The 20,313-nt window shown below is 34.7% G+C and carries 17 protein-coding genes and 3 pseudogenes; 9 read left to right on the top strand and 11 right to left on the bottom strand.

What is annotated here, in order from left to right:
• Nucleotides 1-7: 7 nt before the first annotated feature.
• The 5 genes and pseudogenes from EAG08_RS16010 to tssO (EAG08_RS15985) form a co-directional block, all read right to left on the bottom strand.
• Entirely contained in the window at nucleotides 8-511 is a 504-nt protein-coding gene (locus tag EAG08_RS16010; RefSeq protein ID WP_129536304.1) for a DUF4280 domain-containing protein, read from the bottom strand.
• A 95-nt stretch (nucleotides 512-606) separates the two neighbouring features.
• On the bottom strand, nucleotides 607-3,006 hold the full coding sequence (gene tssR, locus EAG08_RS16005; protein ID WP_129536303.1) for a type VI secretion system protein TssR domain-containing protein: 2,400 nt from the start codon (nucleotides 3,004-3,006) through the stop codon (nucleotides 607-609).
• Between the two features lie 54 nt (nucleotides 3,007-3,060).
• Complete coding sequence (locus EAG08_RS16000; RefSeq protein ID WP_129536302.1) at nucleotides 3,061-3,963, bottom strand: PKD domain-containing protein; 903 nt, start codon at nucleotides 3,961-3,963, stop codon at nucleotides 3,061-3,063.
• Between the two features lie 36 nt (nucleotides 3,964-3,999).
• Nucleotides 4,000-4,439: pseudogene (gene tssO, locus EAG08_RS21415) on the bottom strand (type VI secretion system TssO).
• Nucleotides 4,440-4,539: 100 nt separating this feature from the next.
• A complete protein-coding gene (gene tssO / locus EAG08_RS15985; RefSeq protein ID WP_129536299.1) occupies nucleotides 4,540-5,076 on the bottom strand; it encodes a type VI secretion system TssO in 537 nt (178 codons plus the stop codon).
• A gap of 178 nt (nucleotides 5,077-5,254) precedes the next feature.
• Between tssO (EAG08_RS15985) and EAG08_RS15980 the strand changes: the two genes are divergently transcribed.
• The 5 genes and pseudogenes from EAG08_RS15980 (at nucleotide 5,255) to EAG08_RS15960 (ending at nucleotide 10,851) form a co-directional block, all read left to right on the top strand.
• Nucleotides 5,255-5,926, top strand: coding sequence for a response regulator transcription factor (locus tag EAG08_RS15980; RefSeq protein WP_129536298.1), 672 nt, complete (start codon nucleotides 5,255-5,257; stop codon nucleotides 5,924-5,926).
• A 138-nt stretch (nucleotides 5,927-6,064) separates the two neighbouring features.
• Nucleotides 6,065-6,355, top strand: coding sequence for an HU family DNA-binding protein (locus tag EAG08_RS15975; RefSeq protein ID WP_034674127.1), 291 nt, complete (start codon nucleotides 6,065-6,067; stop codon nucleotides 6,353-6,355).
• A 352-nt stretch (nucleotides 6,356-6,707) separates the two neighbouring features.
• Nucleotides 6,708-8,269, top strand: a pseudogene (locus EAG08_RS15970) (Rne/Rng family ribonuclease).
• Between the two features lie 73 nt (nucleotides 8,270-8,342).
• The gene (locus EAG08_RS15965) at nucleotides 8,343-9,761 is read left to right on the top strand and encodes a T9SS type A sorting domain-containing protein (RefSeq protein ID WP_129536297.1); all 1,419 of its coding nucleotides are present in this window, start codon (nucleotides 8,343-8,345) and stop codon (nucleotides 9,759-9,761) included.
• A 442-nt stretch (nucleotides 9,762-10,203) separates the two neighbouring features.
• The gene (locus EAG08_RS15960) at nucleotides 10,204-10,851 is read left to right on the top strand and encodes a response regulator transcription factor (protein ID WP_129536296.1); all 648 of its coding nucleotides are present in this window, start codon (nucleotides 10,204-10,206) and stop codon (nucleotides 10,849-10,851) included.
• 79 nt (nucleotides 10,852-10,930) lie between these two features.
• On the opposite strand, the gene EAG08_RS15955 is transcribed toward EAG08_RS15960, so the two are convergent.
• The 6 genes from EAG08_RS15955 to EAG08_RS15930 form a co-directional block, all read right to left on the bottom strand.
• Nucleotides 10,931-12,436: a carboxypeptidase-like regulatory domain-containing protein gene (locus EAG08_RS15955; protein WP_129536295.1), complete on the bottom strand. Its 1,506-nt coding sequence runs from the start codon at nucleotides 12,434-12,436 to the stop codon at nucleotides 10,931-10,933.
• Between the two features lie 11 nt (nucleotides 12,437-12,447).
• Nucleotides 12,448-13,803 carry a CsgG/HfaB family protein gene (locus EAG08_RS15950; RefSeq protein WP_129536294.1) on the bottom strand — a complete coding sequence of 452 codons (1,356 nt, stop codon included), beginning with the start codon at nucleotides 13,801-13,803 and terminating at the stop codon, nucleotides 12,448-12,450.
• 29 nt (nucleotides 13,804-13,832) lie between these two features.
• A complete protein-coding gene (locus tag EAG08_RS15945) occupies nucleotides 13,833-14,240 on the bottom strand; it encodes a curli production assembly/transport component CsgF (protein WP_129536293.1) in 408 nt (135 codons plus the stop codon).
• A gap of 12 nt (nucleotides 14,241-14,252) precedes the next feature.
• On the bottom strand, nucleotides 14,253-14,984 hold the full coding sequence (locus tag EAG08_RS15940; RefSeq protein WP_129536292.1) for a CsgE family curli-type amyloid fiber assembly protein: 732 nt from the start codon (nucleotides 14,982-14,984) through the stop codon (nucleotides 14,253-14,255).
• A gap of 9 nt (nucleotides 14,985-14,993) precedes the next feature.
• Entirely contained in the window at nucleotides 14,994-15,407 is a 414-nt protein-coding gene (locus EAG08_RS15935; RefSeq protein ID WP_228446600.1) for a hypothetical protein, read from the bottom strand.
• Nucleotides 15,408-15,580: 173 nt separating this feature from the next.
• The gene (locus EAG08_RS15930; protein ID WP_129536291.1) at nucleotides 15,581-16,762 is read right to left on the bottom strand and encodes a hypothetical protein; all 1,182 of its coding nucleotides are present in this window, start codon (nucleotides 16,760-16,762) and stop codon (nucleotides 15,581-15,583) included.
• A 251-nt stretch (nucleotides 16,763-17,013) separates the two neighbouring features.
• Between EAG08_RS15930 and EAG08_RS15925 the strand changes: the two genes are divergently transcribed.
• The 4 genes and pseudogenes from EAG08_RS15925 to EAG08_RS15910 all read left to right on the top strand — a co-directional run bounded on the left by EAG08_RS15925 (nucleotide 17,014) and on the right by EAG08_RS15910 (nucleotide 20,267).
• Nucleotides 17,014-17,643 (top strand): NUDIX hydrolase, encoded by a 630-nt coding sequence (locus EAG08_RS15925; RefSeq protein WP_129536290.1) that lies wholly within the window; start codon nucleotides 17,014-17,016, stop codon nucleotides 17,641-17,643.
• A 28-nt stretch (nucleotides 17,644-17,671) separates the two neighbouring features.
• Nucleotides 17,672-18,471: pseudogene (locus tag EAG08_RS15920) on the top strand (lysophospholipid acyltransferase family protein).
• Nucleotides 18,472-18,486: 15 nt separating this feature from the next.
• Nucleotides 18,487-18,927 (top strand): hypothetical protein, encoded by a 441-nt coding sequence (locus EAG08_RS15915; protein ID WP_129536288.1) that lies wholly within the window; start codon nucleotides 18,487-18,489, stop codon nucleotides 18,925-18,927.
• A gap of 2 nt (nucleotides 18,928-18,929) precedes the next feature.
• Entirely contained in the window at nucleotides 18,930-20,267 is a 1,338-nt protein-coding gene (locus EAG08_RS15910; protein WP_129536287.1) for a UDP-N-acetylmuramate--L-alanine ligase, read from the top strand.
• The last annotated feature ends 46 nt before the right edge of the window (nucleotides 20,268-20,313 follow it).

The raw sequence follows: 20,313 nt of genomic DNA, 5'->3' as shown, positions 1-20,313 counted from the left end.
TTTTAGATTAATAAGCGTCTATTTCACTTTCAAAAACAGTTTCTTTGAAGTCATTTACATCCACAAGAGGATTCATGTGTCGTACAGTTTTGGCATTGGCATTTTTCACATTTTGCTTGCTGATCTCACCCCTTTGACCATGATCTTTGATGGTGATTTTTCCACCTATGGTACATTGAAGCTCTGAAACTTCTGTCACCGCTTTTTTACCCATAATCATGACTTTGTCATAGGTTTTCTGCCATTTTCCGGCTGGAGCATAAGAGCAGGGAAGATATCCGCTTGAGCTTGGTTTTAGCTTGCATTTTCCGAAACTTGGTCCTGGAGGGTTGAATTGAAGATCATCTTCTGTAACGGCTAGATAATCTGCGCTGCCCGCAGCATCATTCCAATAATGTTTTTGATGTGCGGTAACTTTATGCTGTGGGAACTGATCACCTTGATTACACTGGCATTTCCCTTTCTGTACGACAAAATGTTTGCCGTCATGAGATGATGATTGCTCTGACATATTTTGTGATGTTTGGTAATCAAAGATAACAAAAAGTTATTTAAAATAGAAGAAAGCGGAAATTAAATTTTCCGCTTTCTTTATGTGATAAGTAATTAATGTTGAGTATTTTCCGGTTCTTCTACTGGTAAATTGGTTGGCATAAAATACTCATTTAACCAATAGAATTCCTGCCCGTTCTGTTCTATTTTTACTGCCTTATTTTTTCTGTGGGTAAGCATTCTTTCTGCTAACACTCTGTAATATTTAAAATAAGATCTTGCCTCTTCATTGGTGATAATTTTTGATTCTTTCCATCCTTTCAACTTAAATTTCGACATTTTTTCTGAATCAGAATTATCAAAACCAGTACTGACTCCGACTGCGTAAGACATTGGTTCCTCATACAATTCACCTTTATCTAAAAACTTCAAGGTCGGATTGTATTTTTTCAGGAGTTTCACATATTCTCTCAAAGCTCTTGCCTGCTTAAAATCTGTTCTGGCTGCTCCTGTTTTCTCGTAAACTTCAGTATAAAAAGCTTTAAGCTGATCAAATTCTGCCTCAGAAATCAAGATTCCTTTTTCCATTCCTGATTTTAAATCTTTTAAATCTTTAGGAATGTAGCCTTTCACCAAGAATGGGTTTCCGTAATTGATTAACTGTGCTGCAATACCAAAAGGAACAAGATTTGTCAATCCAGGATACATATATTTATATTTGAAATCGACGCCAGTTCTACCAGCTCCTACCGATGAATGGAATTTCTCGTTGAGTGAATTATCAATCATTATATTGTCAGCAGTTACCTGAACAATCAGACTGTCTACGGCTTTTTTCAGAAATCCAGGAGTTCCAATATCTCCTTTTTTAGGAAAAATCACAAATCCTGGAGCCATACTTTGTTTTGGGAAGTCTAATGAATAGAATCCCGCATCACCTTCAATTAGATTAAAATTATTCTTGATTAAAACATCACTTTGATTGATGATTTTTTGTTTTTTGAGTTCAGCAACGTTTTTAGCAGTATTGGTCACAATGTTTTCTGCCATCAAAACAAAATCATTGTATGTGTCTGAAGACCTCGCACTCGTCTGGAACATAATCAGTTTTGCCTGCGCCTGAGTCAACGAATTGATTACACCATACATATTTCCACTTCCATTGGCAGAAGTGCCTATAGTGATCACAATATTGGTCTCGTCCGGAACTTCAGACAGCAAGTTTCCAGCTGCAATCAGACCTTCATTAACTGGTTGGTTTCCTCCTGTGCTCTGGCAGTTCATTTCGTTAATCTTGTCATTAATAAATGCCGTTATTTTGCTATAATCTTTACTTAATGGCGACGGTACCACATTTTCTCCACACGGATTATTTTTGTAAAGTACCACACCATATTTAATTGAATTAAAATAAGATGGCTTTTCAAATCTCAACTGAAGATCCTGCAGCAATGACTTTACTATAGGCGTATAAGGAGCATTTGCGGCACTCACGTCCAAAACAAAAACAATATTTGCTTTTTTGTTTTTTTCAATAATTTCTCTGTATCGATCAAAGTAAATCTCGTCACCTAAAACATTGGAAACATAATTTTTGCTGTAATCTAAAACATTTGTAAAATATTTCGTTTTGGTATCCCCTGCAATGGTATCATTTATGGATAAATTGACCGGAAAAATATTCTCCAATGGTGTTCTTTTATCAACGTCAGTAAGGAAAATTGCTGTTCTTTTATCTGCATCAGTACCTCCTGGCGATCCTTCATGAATTCCCAATGCAGTTTCTTTGATACCGGTTGGATTTTTCATTTTTACCGCCGAACGTTCACCCCAAGGAGAAATTACATCAGAGCTCACCCAGCCATAAATACCAGTGCTAATACTATCCATATCAACAGATGGTTTTTTACCTACCAAAAATCTTTTATTATTTTCTGCCATTTTATAGACGTACACCATCTGTCCGTTTGGAATTTTCACCTTGGCATTTTCTATTAAGCTAGGAGAATTAAAAACCATGATTGAATCATTTTTATAATACCTCTCAGCACTTTTAATAACTTCAGGATGATTAGGCACCACCGCTACTCTTACCGGATACCCGGTTTTTTCGCTTTTCAGAGAATTGCTCCAGAGAAGAAGGTCAGATTCTGGAATCCAGCCGTACGTTTTCACAGATTTTGAAGATACTTTTTTCATTAAAGCATCCGGAATATATTCTGCTACCTTTACCATTCCGTCTCTGTTTTTCAGCACCATCAAAGGCTCTAAAAATTTAACTTCTTTGTATGATTTTTCATCACTTTTATCGAGATAAGCAGTATTTCTTGATCTGTCTGAGATAGCAATCCACGGAACAGATTTTTTAGAAAAACCGTCGATAACAGGAGCGTTGTCTATCTGACCATATTGTTTGGGTTCAGGTGTTTTTTTGGACGGCAATTTTACCTGACAGCTTGTAAGCAGTACTGATAACCCAATATAGTAAGCCGCTAGAGGAAATTTATTTTTCATCTTAATTTTCTTTATAATTGGTGTGGTGTCCGGAAAAAAATCCGGATTAATGATTTATTTGCTTTGGTTGATATCTACTTTGGTGACGCAGTTTTTTTCATCATAATTGAGTTTCACAGTCTGAATCACATTGTTTTTATCAAACTGGAGTCCTGCGCAATACAGATAAAAGTTATTGACTTTGCTGTCACTTACCTGCACAATAGAATTTTCGTTATTACATAAATATTTGTTTAATAAATAATTGTAATGCGTATTGAAGCTATTTCCATTAGCAATTTGCTGAAGATGATATTTAAAGTCGTTATCTCTTTCTTCATAAGAATTATCTATCGCTGCAGCTTCTTCTACATCGTTGTACTCCGCAAGGATTGTAATTCTGTGGATGATGGGCTCTTTATCGGCATCGGTATACAGCGTTACGACGTAATTTCCCGGTTTTTTGTATGAGTATGTTGCAAGCTTCTCTTTTGAATCGATTCCTGTATTTTCACCAAATTTCCAGGTGAACTGGGTGGCATCTGATACTGCCTTAAACTGGACGGTCTCAAACTGCATCGCTTGTGATTGTGCATCAATGATCGTAGGTACTCTCACACTATCTCTCTGTACTTCACGTCTCCCGGAAACAACAATAGGGTATGTTTTTGTGTACTGATCATCAATAATAAGTGCCACGTTATAAAACCCAGGTCTTTTGTAGATGTGAACACCTTTGTTCTTATCTGATGTAGATCCGTCTCCGAAATTCCATTTTCTGGTTTTTGCAAATGGTGTTTTATCTTCAAAGAAAAGGCTGTCGCCTACCAAAACCGGTGAAGGGTAAACTGTTGCCAAGATATCGTCTGCTGAGTGAATTACTTTTTTCTGAAGCCACAATGCGACGAGGGCAGCAAGCAACAATGTTGCGATAACACCGATGATGATGTTTTTTTTGTTTTTTTCAAAATAGTTCATGATAATTTGGTGTGATGTGTTGTAATATTTGTGTTTTTATCTAGCTTTCATGGCATTATCCCTATCAAAGAGGCGTTGCTCTTTACTTTTATACCCTACAATGCATTCCTGAGTTCTCTTTTCAAAATTTTTGGTATCAAACGAAATAGTCGTTACCCTTTTTTTATCGTTGTAGTACATTTCAAAGAGCTTTGCAATCTGGGGATAAGCGTCTATTCTGTTATCGTCTGTACTGAATCTTTTTTTGGTCCCACGTATATAATCGGTGTTTCTTTCAATGTCGTGATCTACCATAACATCCGGAATTTCTTCTTTTATGCGAGAAATCTGAGTAAAGGTACTGTCAACTATTTTTGAATTTTCTTCTGTTCGTTATCAAACTTCGCTTTTTCTTCCAATCGGTCTAATGCGACAATATCTGATGAAGTAAAAGGAGATTCAAAACGGTTCAGAAAAATAATTCCCAGCAGAATCATAGCGGCCAGCAACATCAAGATGAGATATAAAAACTGAAAACGTTTTTCTTTTTTGGATAGTGTAATTTGCCCTTGCATAATTTGGTGTTTTAAAATAGTTTTATCTTCTCCTTCTTCCTCCTGAATAATTTCTTGTAGGATCTTTCATGAGTTCTCTGTTAACAGTAGCAACTTTACCTGTACAACGTATCAGCTCATTACGTGCAAATTCTTTCTTGTTCGACGCATCGATAATTTTTGTTTTAAGATTCAGCATCGGATTGATGTGATTAAGCAAAGAAGAATAATGTTTGAGGTTATCGGCACTATCGGCACCTATGACTCTCCTAACTTCATCAATCTCGTCAGCAATCTGACGGCGTAGCGGAATATCATTATCCACCGCAGCAATATCTAATGAGGCTATATGATATTGAAGACTATCTACCATGATTTTCATGGCCTTAGAACGAGCCATCAATTTTTCATAATCTTCTACTTCCTTCTCCATTCCCACACGCTGCGTGTGGTAACTTTTAAAAAAGAAAAATACGGTACAGAAAGAAATTAAGGATAAGATAACAAACGATAAAATAAATTTCCAGATGCCTACCCTGACATCGGATGTATTCAATTTTTTATCTCTAGTTGTAGACATAGTTGTGATTTGATTTGGAATGTGAAAATAGAAAAAAAATACTTACGCACAAAATTAAATATGGACTTTGCAACATATTTACAATTATTTAATGTTAAGTTTAATTTTGCAATCCGAAAGATTTTCATACTTTAGTGATCAAAATTTTATTTTACCACTACCAAATCACAAAAATAAAATGAGCAAAATATTAACCAATACGGTTCGGTTTTCCATTGCCGACAGCGATTTTTATTTTAAAAAAATAATGATCAAAACGCTTTTGGAAAATCCTTTTAATATGCTTCTCAACGACTGCAACAATGGTCATGAGCTCATCCACAGGATCTACAGAAAACAGGAAGATGTTTTTATTGTAGAACTCTTCATGCCGGTGCTGAGCGGCCTCGAAGCGATAAAATTTATCCGGAAAAATAATGAAGAGACTCCTATCATCACTTATTCCGGGACTTATCAGGAAGATATGGCCGATATTTTAGAAAAAATTCCAAACATTTATTATTGTCAGAAAAACAGCAATGTTATTAAAGATTTAATCAAAGGGCAAATTACTTCACAAGATTTTGATTACCAAGCGTACTCAGAAAGCTGGAAGCAGCAACCTTTGGCCGTTCAGGAATACATGAATAGACAGAAAAAGAGCCAGGAAGAGCTCTCTTCTACCGAGATTCAGCTGATGAAATTTTGCTATGAAGGCTTCAGTAACAAAGAGATAGGTGAACAACTGAACCTGAGCACAAGAACAATTGACACCTATATTAACAGACTTACAGAAAAGCTTGGTTTAAAAACAAAACTTCACCTCATTCGCTTCTGTGTAGAAAACGGATACTATAATTCGAGTATGTAAAAGGTGTTTTTGTGGAGTAATATCGTACTAAATATAAAATTCTCAGCGTCTTAACCGAAATATTTTCGTTACTAATTTGTTACTATTCAATTTTTTTAACTAAATTTGCACACCTAAAATTTAAAATTAAAAAAGGAAATGACAAAGGCAGAATTGGTAAACACCATCTCAAATAAATTGGGAACAGAAAAGAATGAAACACAGAAAGTTGTAGAAGCTTTTATGCAGGAGATCAGGACTTCTATGTATAATGGAGACAATGTTTACTTAAGAGGTTTTGGATCTTTCATCGTTAAAACTAGAGCAGCAAAAACGGGAAGAAACATTTCTAAGAACACTGCAATAGAGATTCCTGCACATAATATTCCTGCTTTCAAGCCATCAAAATCTTTTGTGGAGAAAGTGAAAACTAAAGTTGCAGTAAAATAAGAATAACAATTGAATATTAACTAGTTACACAAAAAAATTTAACATTATGCCAAGCGGAAAGAAAAGAAAAAGACACAAGGTTGCAACACACAAAAGAAAGAAAAGAAGAAGAGCGAACAGACATAAGAAAAAATAATCTCAACTAGAGATTTTGTAATATAATAATATAGTTGGTGTTTATATTTTTTGAATATTCACCAACTATATTTTTTGTTTGTTACCACAAGATTTCAGAAAAATTCAGGCTAAAATTAATATCAGAATTTCGAAAATTTAGCATTAAATTTAAAAAAGAAAAATACTAATCAATATCTGAATCAACTTTAATCTAAAAAAAATATCTTATATCAAAATGAAGAAAGAACTTATAATTTCGCACGAAGATGAGCTTACAAAAATTGCTTTATTGGAAGACGGAAGATTATGTGAACTTCATGAGGAAGAAGACAAAAATGACTTCGTAGTCGGAGATTTATTTATAGGAAAAGTAAAAAAACTGGCTCCAAACCTTAATGCAGCATTTGTAAATATCGGGTACGATAAAGACGCTTTTTTGCATTATCAGGATCTTGGACCACAGTATCTTACCTACAAAAAATTTCTAAAAGACACGGTTTCTAAAAAACAAAACACTTCAAGTTTAAAAAATTTCGAAATACAACCCGAAATTGATAAAAACGGAAATGTAGATAAAGTAATCGCAAAAGATGACGTTGTCATTTTACAAATTACAAAAGAACCCATCTCTACGAAAGGCCCGAGAATATCTACTCAGATTTCTCTCACGGGTCGTTTTTTGGTCTTAATACCATTTGATAATAAAGTTTCTATCTCAAAAAAATCGGTAGTTCTGAAGAGAAAATAAGACTCAGAACTTTGATTGACAGTATAAAGCCGGAAGGTTTTGGGGTCATCATCAGAACCGTTGCCGAAGGCAAGAAAGTCGCTGATCTTCACAATGATATGAATCAACTGATTCAGAAATGGGAAAATACTTTTAAGAATATTCAGAAAAATAAAGTCCCTTCTAAAGTATTAAGTGAAGACGATAAGGCGTCGTCTATTTTAAGAGATAATTTCAACCAGGATTTTGTAAACGTCTTCTGTGACGACGAACAAATGGTTGAAGAAATGAAAAATTATCTGGAAGTCATTGCTCCTGAACGAAAAAATATTGTTCAGTTTTATGATTCCCACATTCCTCTCCTCGAATATTATAACGTTGAAAAACAGCTTAAACAAAGCTTTGGTAAACACGTAAATATTCCAAGTTCAAAAGGTGCTTACCTTGTGATAGAACACACTGAAGCATTGCACGTAATCGACGTCAACTCCGGAAATAATATTACAACCGGAAACATTGCCACCAAAGAACACGGTCTCAACGTGAACAAAATGGCAGCTACAGAAATAGCAAGACAGCTACGTCTACGTGATATGGGTGGTATTATCGTTATCGATTTTATCGACATGATCAACCCAGATCACAGAAGAGATTTGTTTGAACATCTGAAAACAGAAATGAGCCGCGACAAAGCGCGCCACAAGATTCTGCCTCCAAGTAAATTTGGATTGATACAAATCACCAGACAGAGAAACCGTCCGGAAAAACAAATCGACATCAAAGAAGAGAACCCCAACAAAGACGGAGAAATTGTAGCTCCAATTGTCATTGTTGAGAAAATGGAAGACACCATTAGAACCATTATGCAAAAAGGTGATAAAGGAAAACTTTACCTGCATGTACACCCTTTCGTTGAAGCTTTCCTTACCAAAGGACTTAAAAGCATACAAATGAAATGGTTTTTGAAGTACAAAAAATGGGTGACTATTATCCCCAGGGATTCTTTCAAATATTTAGAATACAAAATCTACAATTCGAAAAAAGAAGAATTAAGCGGATATTCTAATTAGAAAAACACAAAAGGCCTTCAGAATTTTCTGAAGGTTTTTTTTTATTATATTTGTGACATTAATACACAACCCGATGAAAAAAAAATTATTACTTGCTCTGCTTCTTGCAGTACAGATTACTTTTGCACAAATTATTTCTAAAGACCTTTCTTTTGCATCAAATGGAGTATCTAACGTTGCCAATTTTACGTATTCCTGGACTATGGCTCAAGATTCTAATGGCAGTATTTATTCATCCTACTCTATCCCAAATGGTACAGAAACATTTGTATATAAACTTACAGCTAATGGGGTTCTAGATTCAGCTTTTGGAAACAATGGAAAAATTGAGTTACCTTATTATACCTATCAATGTCAATTAAAAATGCAACCTGACGGAAAATTGGTAATTTTTGGTTATGGCAATACTAGTGGTGGAGTTTCCGGTTCTATTGATGTAGGGCTAATATATAGAATACTTCCAAACGGCCAGTTAGATGCCACTTTTGGAACTAATGGTATTTCGATAATGTCTAATGGTATTGGTAGTGACATAAATGGTCGTTCTTTAGGACTAATTTTGCAAAATGGAAAAATAATCGTTTATAATTCTAATACTATATATAGATTTAATATTAACGGAAGTATTGATACTTCTTTCGGAAACAATGGCTCTGTAAACACACAGGGAAACTTTCACTATGGTGCTTTTGTACTAATAGATAATCAATTTAATATTATTTGTATTACTAAGATCAACTCACCCTATGGTAATGGTATTATTGAAAAATTCAGTCCGGATGGACAGCCGATAACGAGCTTTGGAAATAATGGCATTTTACAATCGAATTTGGTTTTTTCACCTTTTGCTACTGCAATTATAGACAGCAATAATAAAATTGTTATTTCAAAATCAAATTCTACAAGTAATGAAATTTTTAGACTAAACCAGGACGGAACTCCTGATAGTACATTTAATTGCGCCTTATCTATAATATATCCCAACGCTTTGGCTAAGAGTATTACTGAAAAGGATGGATATTATTACATTGGAGGAAATCAATCATCCCATCCCTATATTCCTTATGGTTCAGACGAATCTCCTGTCTTTTTTACAAAGCTCACTCAAAGTGGCTCGATAGCTCCTGATTTTGGTTATTATCCGGACAATTCATTTGCTAGTGTTGAAGAAATGATTGTTAATAACAATAATATTATTTCAAATGTAGGCGGAGCAATCGTAAAATATTTACTTAATACTATAACATTATCAACCGTTGACGTTACAAAAACGAGTATTGATATATCTTTTGAAAATCCTGTTAAGCAAAATTTAGTTTATAAATCGAAAGAAAAAATCAACAAAATAGAAATTTATTCTCTTGAGGGAAAAATTGTAAAAACCTTAAAAGACAACGATACAAACGTTTCAGAATTATTAAAAGGGACTTATTTCGCAAAAGTAAAATTTGAAAACGAAAAAATAATGACTAAAAAATTAATAAAAAACTAGATTGATAATACCCAAAAACAACTTTCAAAAATTCTTTTAGGACAAAAAATTTACAATTAAAATTAATTATATATACTAGTCAGACCTTTAGAAAATCTAGAGGTCTTTCCTTTGCTTGTTTTGAAAATACTTTTTTTAAAATTTCATATACTAAAATTCTAGAAAATGTAAATGACTAATGATTTCTTAAATATAAAAATAAATCCCTACCTGAATAAAAAAAACAGCTAAATTACACCGTTAAGCATTATGAATAAAGGGATTAGCTATTTTATTCCAAGACACAAATTGAAATAATTCACAAATAATAGATTTTATAATTTTAAAATTGCGAAAAAAATAAAATAACATCACTTATATTGCATTATTCAGTAAAAATTTACGTTTAAACACGAAAAATACTTAGTTTTTTCGTATATTTATATACTGAAAACTAAGACCGATGAAACCTAATTTAACCATTTTTGATGAGCCGCTTTTGTACACGGAAGGCTTATCTAAACTCCTTGTACAAAACAAAATTTTTAGTTCCATAGAAATTTTTAATACTTCCGAGGGTTTATACAATCATGTTAAAGACAATCCACCGGAATATCTCATGATTAGTTCAAATATTTTGATGTTAAGTGATCTCTATAATTGTATTGATAAAGTGATATCGCAAAACAATAATATTAAAATCATGGTGATAGGAAATTCTTACGATGTCATCGTGATCAGAAAACTTTTTAACAAAGGCATCAAAAGTTATCTTGATAAGAACAGCAGCTATGACGAGTTTATAAAATCTGTGAATGCTCTGAGCTCAAACGAAATTTACGTTTGTGAATATGCAAAGAAAATGATGATTAACTTCATCAGCAACGAACAGGAAAAGCAAAGCTCAAGCATAAAAGAACCGCTAACAAGACGTGAACTTGAAATTCTTAAGCTAATTTGTGATGGTCACAGCAGTAAAGATATTGGCGGGCAACTTTTTATCAGCATCAATACTGTGGAAACTCATCGAAAAAGAATCTTAATGAAATTGAACGTAAAAAACTCTGTAGGTGTCGTAAAATATGCACTTGAAAATAATATCTTCAGCTAATTCAAAATATTTAGACGAAAAAAAATCAAAACCCATTAAGGTTTTGATTTTTTTTGTTTCATCAAGTATCTATAAGCCTCTATTCATAATCCGGCATCTCACCGTTTGTAAATAATATCGCACGGGTAAAATCAATCATTAAATTATTTAAATCAATTACTACAATATTTTTCTGAGAAATATTGTCATTTGAAGTATTCATTAATATTATTTGAGAATTATTGGGTGAGAATCTAGGATCTAAATCATTTGTCCCAAGAGGCCTGTCACTCTCTACCGTAACATCTACAACCGAACTGTTTGCCAAATTATAAATAAAAACATGAGAATCTAACTGTCTGTAATTGGCATCCTGATATCCTGAAACATCATGCGTGTAGAGTAATTTTTGTCCGTCTACAGAAAAATTAAGTCCGCCGGTTGCGCCCGTGGGAGCTGAAAAAACATTTTGCAAAACATTCCCAAGCATATCGATAATAAAAATTTTGGTATTGTAACCGCTAAAGTTATTGGTCTTTATTGCAATTTTACTGTTGTCATAACTCCAATCAACCTCTGAAATCAAGCTTCCATCAGGAGTTGTGTAAATAAGCTGCTGCCCGGTACCATCTTTATTAATTCTATATAATTTATCAAAATTTGAATAAATAAATGCGCTGCCACTTGTATTCCAAGAAAAATCTAATTCATCCTGATTAAAACCTACAACCGGAATTTGGGTCACTTTAAAAAGATTGCTACCATCAGGATTGACGGTGAAAATATGACTTCCGCCTGCATCGTTTCTTAAAAATGCAACAAGCCCGGCATTATTGTTTTTTCTAGGTCTCCAGCTGTTGCTTGCTGAGTTTGTCAGTTGAAAATTATTTCCTTGACTATCGCTGGACAGGATGACAAAGTTCCCATTTTGCTTACGCACATAATGATAACGGTTTGCAGGAGTTGTATTGGTAGTAAATTTGAAAACAGGACTTAACACATCCGGATGAATATCGTCTGAAACAGAAACCTGCCAAAAATAACTTACCCCAAATTGCAAATTAGACAAAGTATAAGTCTTTACCTTCAGATCATTCACCTCAATAACATTGGTATTGATATTATTTTTAACCGTAAGTTTATACGTAAGACTGTCTGTTTTATCAGGATCAGTAGCGTTCCAACTAAGTTGTACCGTCAATGGTTGATTTTCAGCATTATCAATCGGGCTTAATAATACCGGTGCTGTAGGCGGAGAATTGAGAGATTCATCATCATCCATTTCAAAAACAACAGTAACAATCTGGTTCTCACTCTGAATATTTACAGCTTGAAAATTAGTGACATACCCTGTGAGTTCAGCTTTTATAGAATAATTACCTTTCGGAATATCTTTAATTTCAAACATCCCATCTTTATCACTAAATACAGTTTGCGTACTTGGTGTGGTGAAAATTTTCGCATTTGCAATAGCTACATTTGTTCCTTTCTTTACTACTTTGCCTTTAAGCACACCTTTTTGGCTCTGCTCTACCAAGTCTTCACTGCATGAAGCCAACGTGAAAAGCAAAATCAGTATTGAGAATATTTTGATATAAGTTTTCATAGTTTACGTTTTTATTTTTTTCCGATATAAAAATTAATTCCTAAAGCAAATCTCAAATTTTGATCTTTTCTTTGACCATTCACAAAGCCGTCCCAATCGTCAGTAAATCCCAAATCATATTGAGAAGAAAGTCTTAAACCCAAATTTTTCTGAACAAGATATTCTAGACCGCCACCAAACTGACCTTTATATCTTGTTTTGTCGGTAGAAAACATTGAACCTAAACCTGCATACACATAAGGTGAAAGCTTGAATTTCGGAATAATAAGATACTCAAGATTAAGCTCTGCCCCTACATATGTTTTTGAGATTATATTTTCATTTTCGAGTGTAAAAACATTGGCGTTGGCTTCAAGATTAAAATTATCTGCAAAAAAATATTTAATTCCTAGCTTACCTCCAATTGTAGTTTTAGGATTTACATAATCGCCTCTTACTTTATTGGCTTCAATTTGCCCGAAAATAGAAACGTTCTGTCTGTCATTTGTAGGATATTTATTTCCAACCAATCTATTATTGCTAATTTTCTGCTCTGCATTATACTCATCAACTATTTGCTGATATTTTGCAGGTACATCAACAGCTTTCCCCCAGATTTTATCTCTGATGCCTTCAACGATTAACGATTTCACTGCTTTTTCGATTGCATCGGTAACCGCCATTTGGATAGGCTCATTTTGGGTCACCCCAACCTCAGCTTCCAACAGCCTTTCTGTATCAACATATTTAAAAAAACTTCCGTTGATGCTTGTAGAGAGAATTGTTTTTGAAACATAGACAGTTTTTAGAATTTCACCATTTAAAGTAGAAACCGCTCTTAGATAAATTGTGATTCTGTCTTGTCTGTATTGTGTCGAGGCACCGATACCGAAATATCTTGCGCCAATTCCACCAGTCATAATATTACTGTCGTAAGAGATCACACCACCCTCTAAAAGAGTTCCTGCGTACAATAACGGTGGTAAAGCCTGGCCTACATCTTTAAGATACTCTTGACGTGTAGATCTGATGATCTGTCTTTCGTTAAGAAGATTGGCAATATTTTCTCTTTCAATAGGCGTAAACCATCTGCTGTCTTCTAATGCTTTGATGAGGATGGTTGTAGTACCCTGCGGAACTGCCGTACTCCAGTTATTTCCGTTTTCTGACGGCTTGTATTGACCAGTCTGATCACGGAATTTATAAACGCCTATAACGATTTTTTCTTTTGGCAAAGGTAAATTTCGAAGTTCTGTGGTGTAAGGGGTAATCTCTCCCATCATCGATTTTTCTTTCTCTGCGGGAAGTCCAAGAATGGAAGTGCAGCCTTGCATAACATACAAAAGCACAATGCCAAATACGATTCTGAATTTCGTATAGATTCTCATGGTAAGGTTTTTAGTTTTAGTTTTTTAAATTATTTCGGAACCACAATCTCAGATTGCTCACCGGTATTGGTGTCCAAAATACTGATCATCATGCCTTGAGCTGTATTCGTAATCTGAAGATACAATGACCCAAACATATAATTTCCTGCCTGCACGCCTCCGGAGCCAAACTGATCCTGAAATAATTTCCTTGATAACTCACTCAAAACCTGTCGGTTTAAGCTGTCTGTGAAATTACTCAGAGAGCCTGAGTTTCCGGTAGGGCTGTTGCTTAATTTATCATCAAACTGATTCTGAGCACTCGCTGAGCTCAATAACCATTGATAATTGAATGTATCGCCACCAAAGGCAGGATTAATCGGTTTGTATACCAGCTGTTGAGATTTTGCCAGAAAAAATCCTGATAAAAAAATCATTGCTGTAAAAAGAGTTTTCATGGTAGTTAGTTTTTAGTAGATGAATTCGTTTTTAATGAGATTCTTCCGGGCGTTATAGTCTTTTATATACCTCAAAGTATAATCTAACTGTTCCCTCAGATAGTCTTCACTGGGATTGGTCATAAAACTATAGACGAGTTTATCATCAACCTGTATATTGATCTGTCCGCTTGTTCCTCTGGCTGGCAGTTCGGTAATTGTAATCGCAGAATTGCTCTTGTCAGGAATTTGACTGTACTGAATATAAAATAAATCGTAAAAGTCTCTTCCTACTTTGCTTTTTGTCTCGTCAATCGTCAATCCGCTCAATTCAAAAGCTTCTTCTTTTTCAATAACACTTACTGATTTCTTAAAAAAATCCTGATTGATTTCCAGGCTGTCTTTTGCCAATAGTTTTTGTGTCTGCTCGTCGCGAATGTATAGGAAAGCTTTTATGGCATCTCGCTGATCGAGATTTACACTCATTTCAGATAAGGCTTTGCTCTCATTAGGATTGATAGAAAATTTCCCGCTCTGTTTATTGTTTGAAAGATTTCCGCTGGCTCCTTTTTTAATTGAAATCAAAAGGTAATTCAATTCCTGATAGGTAGAAGTATTATTGGTAACTAATGCTTTAATTTTCAGCTGCTTTTCTACGACATCTTTCTCTATTTTTGCGACAATCTTTTTGTCATCCTGCCCAAAAGTGAAAATCGACAAGAACACAAAAAGAAAGCTGTACGATATAAAGATGAAATTTTTCATAACAGAAGTTTAATAATTTCGCATAAAAACCGTCAAATTCTCGCCTTTTACATTCAGATGCATGCCTTCAGAGACACTGTTACTTCCTGCAATATCAACAATATTGTTATTACCTTGGGTTGTGATTGCTGTTTTTGCTTCTTTTGAATAAAATGCATTATTAAAATAAATACTGTTTTGATCACCAAATTGCTGCACAACAATATTAGTTTTGGCATTTATATTTAAATCTGCAGTATTTGAATTCCCAACTTGTGCAACTTGTGAAATGGAAGAGGCAGATAAAAATTGGTCTGCATTCTGTAAATTAATCATATCAACTGCAGTCTGGCTGTTGATACGATTCCAGTCTATTTGCTGCGACTTCGCCAACATTGTTGAGAGAAGCGCCAGGGTAATAAATATTTTCTCAAAGGTTTTCATTTTTATTTTTTTAAAGGTACTTGAATACAGTGCTTTACAAAACACGTGAAACGGTTACTTATAGAAAATCACGGTTTATGGTTACCCGCTTCCGTATTTATACGCTAAACTATTGTAGCCAAAAAAAAAGGAGAAACCTAAGTCTCTCCTTTACAGTATTAATATGAATGAAATTAATTTCCGCTTTGAGTTACAGTAATATTGTTGTTGAATCCTACTTGTGATCCTACATGTACGTTACCCATTCCCGTTTGAGAAACTGTAGAAGTATTATTCCAACCATATTGTACATCTGTACTTTTGTTGTTATCACCATTTTGAGTGTGACTAATTTCGTTATCCCAAGATAATCCGAAAATCCCATCCTGATTAGTGTTAGAGATGTTACCGTCTCCTGTTTGTGATACTATTACACTGTTATTTGAGATACCTCTCTGGTAAGAATACGCTTCGTTTTCATTTCCGGTTTGGTTAATTGTAGCTGAATTATCAAAACCTCTTTGTTCAGAATCTGCTATGTTAAAATCTCCAACTTGGCGAACTTCAAGGTTGTTATCAGAACCATTTTGATAACCATAGCTTTCATTATTGTTTCCATTAGATAACTGATAAGAAATGTTATTTGAACCTACCTGCTCAACCATTGCATAGTTATCGTCACCATCTTGAATTTGCTCAGCTGAATTTCCTCTACCTCCGTTGAAAGACCCATTACCTTGTGTAGCCATCGCTATGTTTCTGTCACCTAACTGATCTTGCATAATGCTAGAGTTTGCACTCACCAGTTGAGTCGCAGTAGCCTCGTTATCATCACCTTCTTGTTTTTGATTGATATCATTTAAACGTCCTACTACAGCTGCACTAAGATTATTACCTTCCTGCGTAGCCGTCGCAACGTTATCATTACCGTCCTGATATTGTATAATTCCAGAAAGAGAAGTATTGTCACGCTGACTTGCAGAAGCCCAGTTGTTATCTCCTCCCACTTGTGTCTGCATGATATCAGAATCTGCAGTTTTCAATTGAGAAGCAGTTGCTGTATGGTCATCACCAGTTTGGATCTGCTCTACTGAGTTACGAAGACCGAATTGAGCTGCACTTGTCCCCTGTGTAGTAGTAGCCGTATTATCACTTCCCGATTGAGTTGTTTTATTTTCGTTAAATCTACCGTATTGTGTTACAGTACCTTCGTTAGACACACCTGTTTGACTGTAGACGTTTTTATTTTCCTGTAATCTTTGGGTTACAGTCAAATTGTTACCGCTACCTGCTTGTGTAGCATTGTTGGTATTTTCTTGGGCAAAAGTAAGTCCCATTGCTGTAAGAGCGAAAGCTCCTGTTACTAATTTTTTCATGGTAAGAAATTTTATTGGTTAGTGATACAAATTTAGAGCTATCACAACCTGAAAAATACCACCGTAAAAGGGTAAATTTATAATATCATTGGATACAGTTTGAATCGTAACTGTTTTCAGTTTGAGCTAGTCATTAGTAATAGGTAGTTGAGAACTACGTAAAAATACGGTAGAGAAATTGAAAGAAAAATTATGGTTAATTAACATCAACAAGTATTCCTTTTTATAAGATATATTAGTAATTTTGAGATATGGAAAGTTTTGGAAAAGATTTACTGCAAAAAATCAAAAAAGCTCAGCTCGGCGGCGCCAATGCACATGGAGTTTTCTCGCCGCCATACCGTGAAGTTCTTACCCATGATCAGATTATAGAAAACAATCCAAAATTTGCTGCCGTAAATATTGTTCTTTATCTAAGGGATAACGAATGGTTTTTCCCACTCATCCAAAGAACAGAAAATGAGCGCGACAGACACAGCGGACAAATATCTTTACCTGGAGGAAAACGTGAAGAATATGACAGAGATTTTGCTGAAACTGCCATTCGTGAGACATCAGAAGAAATCGGTTTAGAGAAACCTTATGTAAGAATCATCCGTGAGATGTCTCCTATTTACATTCCGCCAAGTAATTTTTATGTTTATCCTTACATCTCTTATTCAAAAAGAAATCCTGAGTTTATTCTTCAGGAAAGTGAGGCAGTAGAAGTTATTGAATTTCCAATCACCTCATTTTTAAATCTACCGGATTCACCGGAAATAATGTCATTGCCAGGTGCAGGAGGAAAAGAAGTTCCTGTAATTAATTTCAACGGATATATCATTTGGGGAGCAACTGCAATGATACTCAGCGAGTTCAGTCAGTTGATTAAAAAAATGTAACTTTGCAGATATTATGTTTAATTGAAAAATGGCGAAGAAGAACATATTCACCGATTCGTTCGGCACTCCTTATTTTTAAAAAGGTTTATTATTTTTATTCTGGGAATTATTTCTTACAGAAGATTTAACGGTTTTAATAAGCTGAAAATCACCGGAACAGAACATTTAGTAGACCTTCCGGATTCTAATGTCCTTTTCGTTTCCAATCATCAGACTTATTTTGCTGACGTTGCTGCAATGTATCATGCATTTTGTGCAGTAAACAATGGCTATCTAAATACCATAAAAAATCCTATCTATCTTCTCAACCCAAGAGTTGACTTTTATTACGTTGCAGCCGAAGAAACCATGAATAAAGGGATCCTTCCGAAAATTTTTAAAATCGCAGGCGCAGTAACAGTTAAAAGAACATGGAGAGCCGAAGGTAAAAATGTCAACAGAATGGTTGATTTGAGCGAAATTGATAACATCATGAAAGCCTTAGACAACGGTTGGGTGGCCACTTTCCCGCAGGGAACCACTGCAGCATTTGCACAGGGAAGAAAAGGAACGGCAAAATTGATTAAAAATCAAAGACCAATTGTTATTCCAATTAAAATAAATGGATTCAGAAGAGCGTTTGATAAAAAAGGACTTCGTGTAAAAGTAACCGGAGTAAAACCAACAATGGAATTTAAAAAACCATTAGATATCAACTACGACGAAGAAAATGCACAACAAATTCTTCTGAAAATCATGACCGCTATTGAGCAGACTGAAGATTTCAACGTACTTCATACGTATGATGAAGAAATTAAAGCAAAGAAGTCTGAACAACCCAATCCATAAAAATTTAAAGTCATTATGAAAAAATTAATAGCGATATTATTCTTAATCATGATCACGGTTTCTTGTAACAGCCAAAAAGTTTATTCAGATTTTGATATCAGTTATTCAAAAAGCGGTGGTTACGCACCGATCTATGAAAACCTTTTGATCAAAGGGAATGATGCACATTATTCTTTCGAAGGTCAGGGAAAAAAAATCAAAACGAGCTTTAAACTTACCAATGAAGAAATTCAGAATCTTAATCAGGTTTTGGCTCAGAATAACTTCAGACATATCGCCGAAGATCATAAAAAAATATACGACCGTGTTGCCATTTCCATCAATGTAAAAAATGGTGAAAACAGTGCCAATAAAACCGATGCCAGCATGATTATGCCTCAGTCTCAGAAAAATTGGGATCAGATCGTGAATACTTTCCAAAACACCATCAGTAAAAACGTAAAAAACACTCCATAAATTTGAAAACCCATTTCATTGCCATCGGCGGAAGCGCCATGCACAACCTTGCGATTGCGTTAAAAGATAAAGGATATGAAGTTTCAGGCTCAGATGATGCCATTTTTGAACCTTCAAAATCAAGACTTGAGAAAAAAGGAATTCTTCCCGAAGAATTGGGCTGGTTTCCTGAGAAAATAACTTCAGATATTGATGCTATCATTCTTGGAATGCACGCTCATCAGGACAATCCTGAACTGGCAAAAGCAAAGGAATTAGGTTTAAAAATATATTCTTATCCTGAATTTTTATACGAACAGTCAAAAACCAAAACGAGAGTTGTCATCGCAGGCTCTCATGGGAAAACGACGATTACATCAATGATTCTTCATGTTCTGAATTTCCATCAGAAAGATGTCGATTACATGGTTGGAGCACAGCTTGAAGGTTTCGACTGCATGGTAAAACTAACGAAAGATAATGATTTTATGGTTTTGGAAGGTGACGAATATCTTTCCTCACCAATCGATCTTCGCTCAAAATTTTTACTGTATCAACCCAATATCGCTTTATTGAGCGGAATTGCATGGGATCACATCAATGTTTTTAAAACATTTGATGATTACATCGAGCAATTTAGAAAATTCGTTGCAAGCATTACTCCGGGAGGAGTTTTGGTGTACAATGAAGAAGATCAGGAAGTAGTAAAAGTGGTTGAAAATGCCGAAAATTATTTCAGAAAAATCCCTTACAAAACTCCCGAATATGAAATCGTAAGTGGAAAAGTTCATTTAAAAACCGAAATGGGAGATATTCCGCTTTCTGTTTTTGGAGCGCACAATCTATTAAATCTTGAAGGAGCAAGGCATATCTGTCATACTTTAGGTATCATGGATGAAGATTTCTATGATGCCATCATGAGTTTCAAAGGTGCTTCTAAACGTCTTGAAAAAGTGGAAAGAGAAGACAATGGAATTCTTTATAAAGACTTCGCACATGCACCAAGCAAAGTAAAAGCTGTTGTAAAAGCATTCTGTGAGCAATTTAAAAATGAAAAAAAATACGGTTTTCTAGAGCTGCACACCTACTCTAGTCTGAATCCCGTATTTTTAGAACAATACGACCACGCAATGGATGGCCTGGATGAAGCCATTGTTTTCTATTCTGAAGATGCTTTAAAAATCAAAAGAATGGAGCCTATCTCTCCCGATTTAATCAAGGAAAAATTTAAGAATGAGAATCTTAAAGTCTTTACCAATGCTGAAGAACTTCATGCTTACTGGGATTTATTAGATAAAACTAAAGGAGTTTATATGATGATGAGTTCGGGTAATTTTGGGGGATTAGATTTGACGAAATAAAATTATTATAATACATAGAAAAAGCTGTACTCATTATGAATACAGC

Source organism: Chryseobacterium sp. 3008163 (assembly GCF_003669035.1).
Classification (GTDB): Bacteria; Bacteroidota; Bacteroidia; order Flavobacteriales; family Weeksellaceae; genus Chryseobacterium.
Note: the sequence above shows the minus strand (reverse complement) of the source record. Positions and strands in the feature narration are given on the sequence as shown.

Bases quoted from the DNA above. Each gene is read 5' to 3' on its own strand.
- EAG08_RS16010 (WP_129536304.1), bottom strand. From the start codon at position 511: ATGTCAGAGCAATCATCATCTCATGACGGCAAACATTTTGTCGTACAG.
- tssR (WP_129536303.1), bottom strand. From the start codon at position 3,006: ATGAAAAATAAATTTCCTCTAGCGGCTTACTATATTGGGTTATCAGTA.
- EAG08_RS16000 (WP_129536302.1), bottom strand. From the start codon at position 3,963: ATGAACTATTTTGAAAAAAACAAAAAAAACATCATCATCGGTGTTATC.
- tssO (WP_129536299.1), bottom strand. From the start codon at position 5,076: ATGTCTACAACTAGAGATAAAAAATTGAATACATCCGATGTCAGGGTA.
- EAG08_RS15980 (WP_129536298.1), top strand. From the start codon at position 5,255: ATGAGCAAAATATTAACCAATACGGTTCGGTTTTCCATTGCCGACAGC.
- EAG08_RS15975 (WP_034674127.1), top strand. From the start codon at position 6,065: ATGACAAAGGCAGAATTGGTAAACACCATCTCAAATAAATTGGGAACA.
- EAG08_RS15965 (WP_129536297.1), top strand. From the start codon at position 8,343: ATGAAAAAAAAATTATTACTTGCTCTGCTTCTTGCAGTACAGATTACT.
- EAG08_RS15960 (WP_129536296.1), top strand. From the start codon at position 10,204: ATGAAACCTAATTTAACCATTTTTGATGAGCCGCTTTTGTACACGGAA.
- EAG08_RS15955 (WP_129536295.1), bottom strand. From the start codon at position 12,436: ATGAAAACTTATATCAAAATATTCTCAATACTGATTTTGCTTTTCACG.
- EAG08_RS15950 (WP_129536294.1), bottom strand. From the start codon at position 13,803: ATGAGAATCTATACGAAATTCAGAATCGTATTTGGCATTGTGCTTTTG.
- EAG08_RS15945 (WP_129536293.1), bottom strand. From the start codon at position 14,240: ATGAAAACTCTTTTTACAGCAATGATTTTTTTATCAGGATTTTTTCTG.
- EAG08_RS15940 (WP_129536292.1), bottom strand. From the start codon at position 14,984: ATGAAAAATTTCATCTTTATATCGTACAGCTTTCTTTTTGTGTTCTTG.
- EAG08_RS15935 (WP_228446600.1), bottom strand. From the start codon at position 15,407: ATGAAAACCTTTGAGAAAATATTTATTACCCTGGCGCTTCTCTCAACA.
- EAG08_RS15930 (WP_129536291.1), bottom strand. From the start codon at position 16,762: ATGAAAAAATTAGTAACAGGAGCTTTCGCTCTTACAGCAATGGGACTT.
- EAG08_RS15925 (WP_129536290.1), top strand. From the start codon at position 17,014: ATGGAAAGTTTTGGAAAAGATTTACTGCAAAAAATCAAAAAAGCTCAG.
- EAG08_RS15915 (WP_129536288.1), top strand. From the start codon at position 18,487: ATGAAAAAATTAATAGCGATATTATTCTTAATCATGATCACGGTTTCT.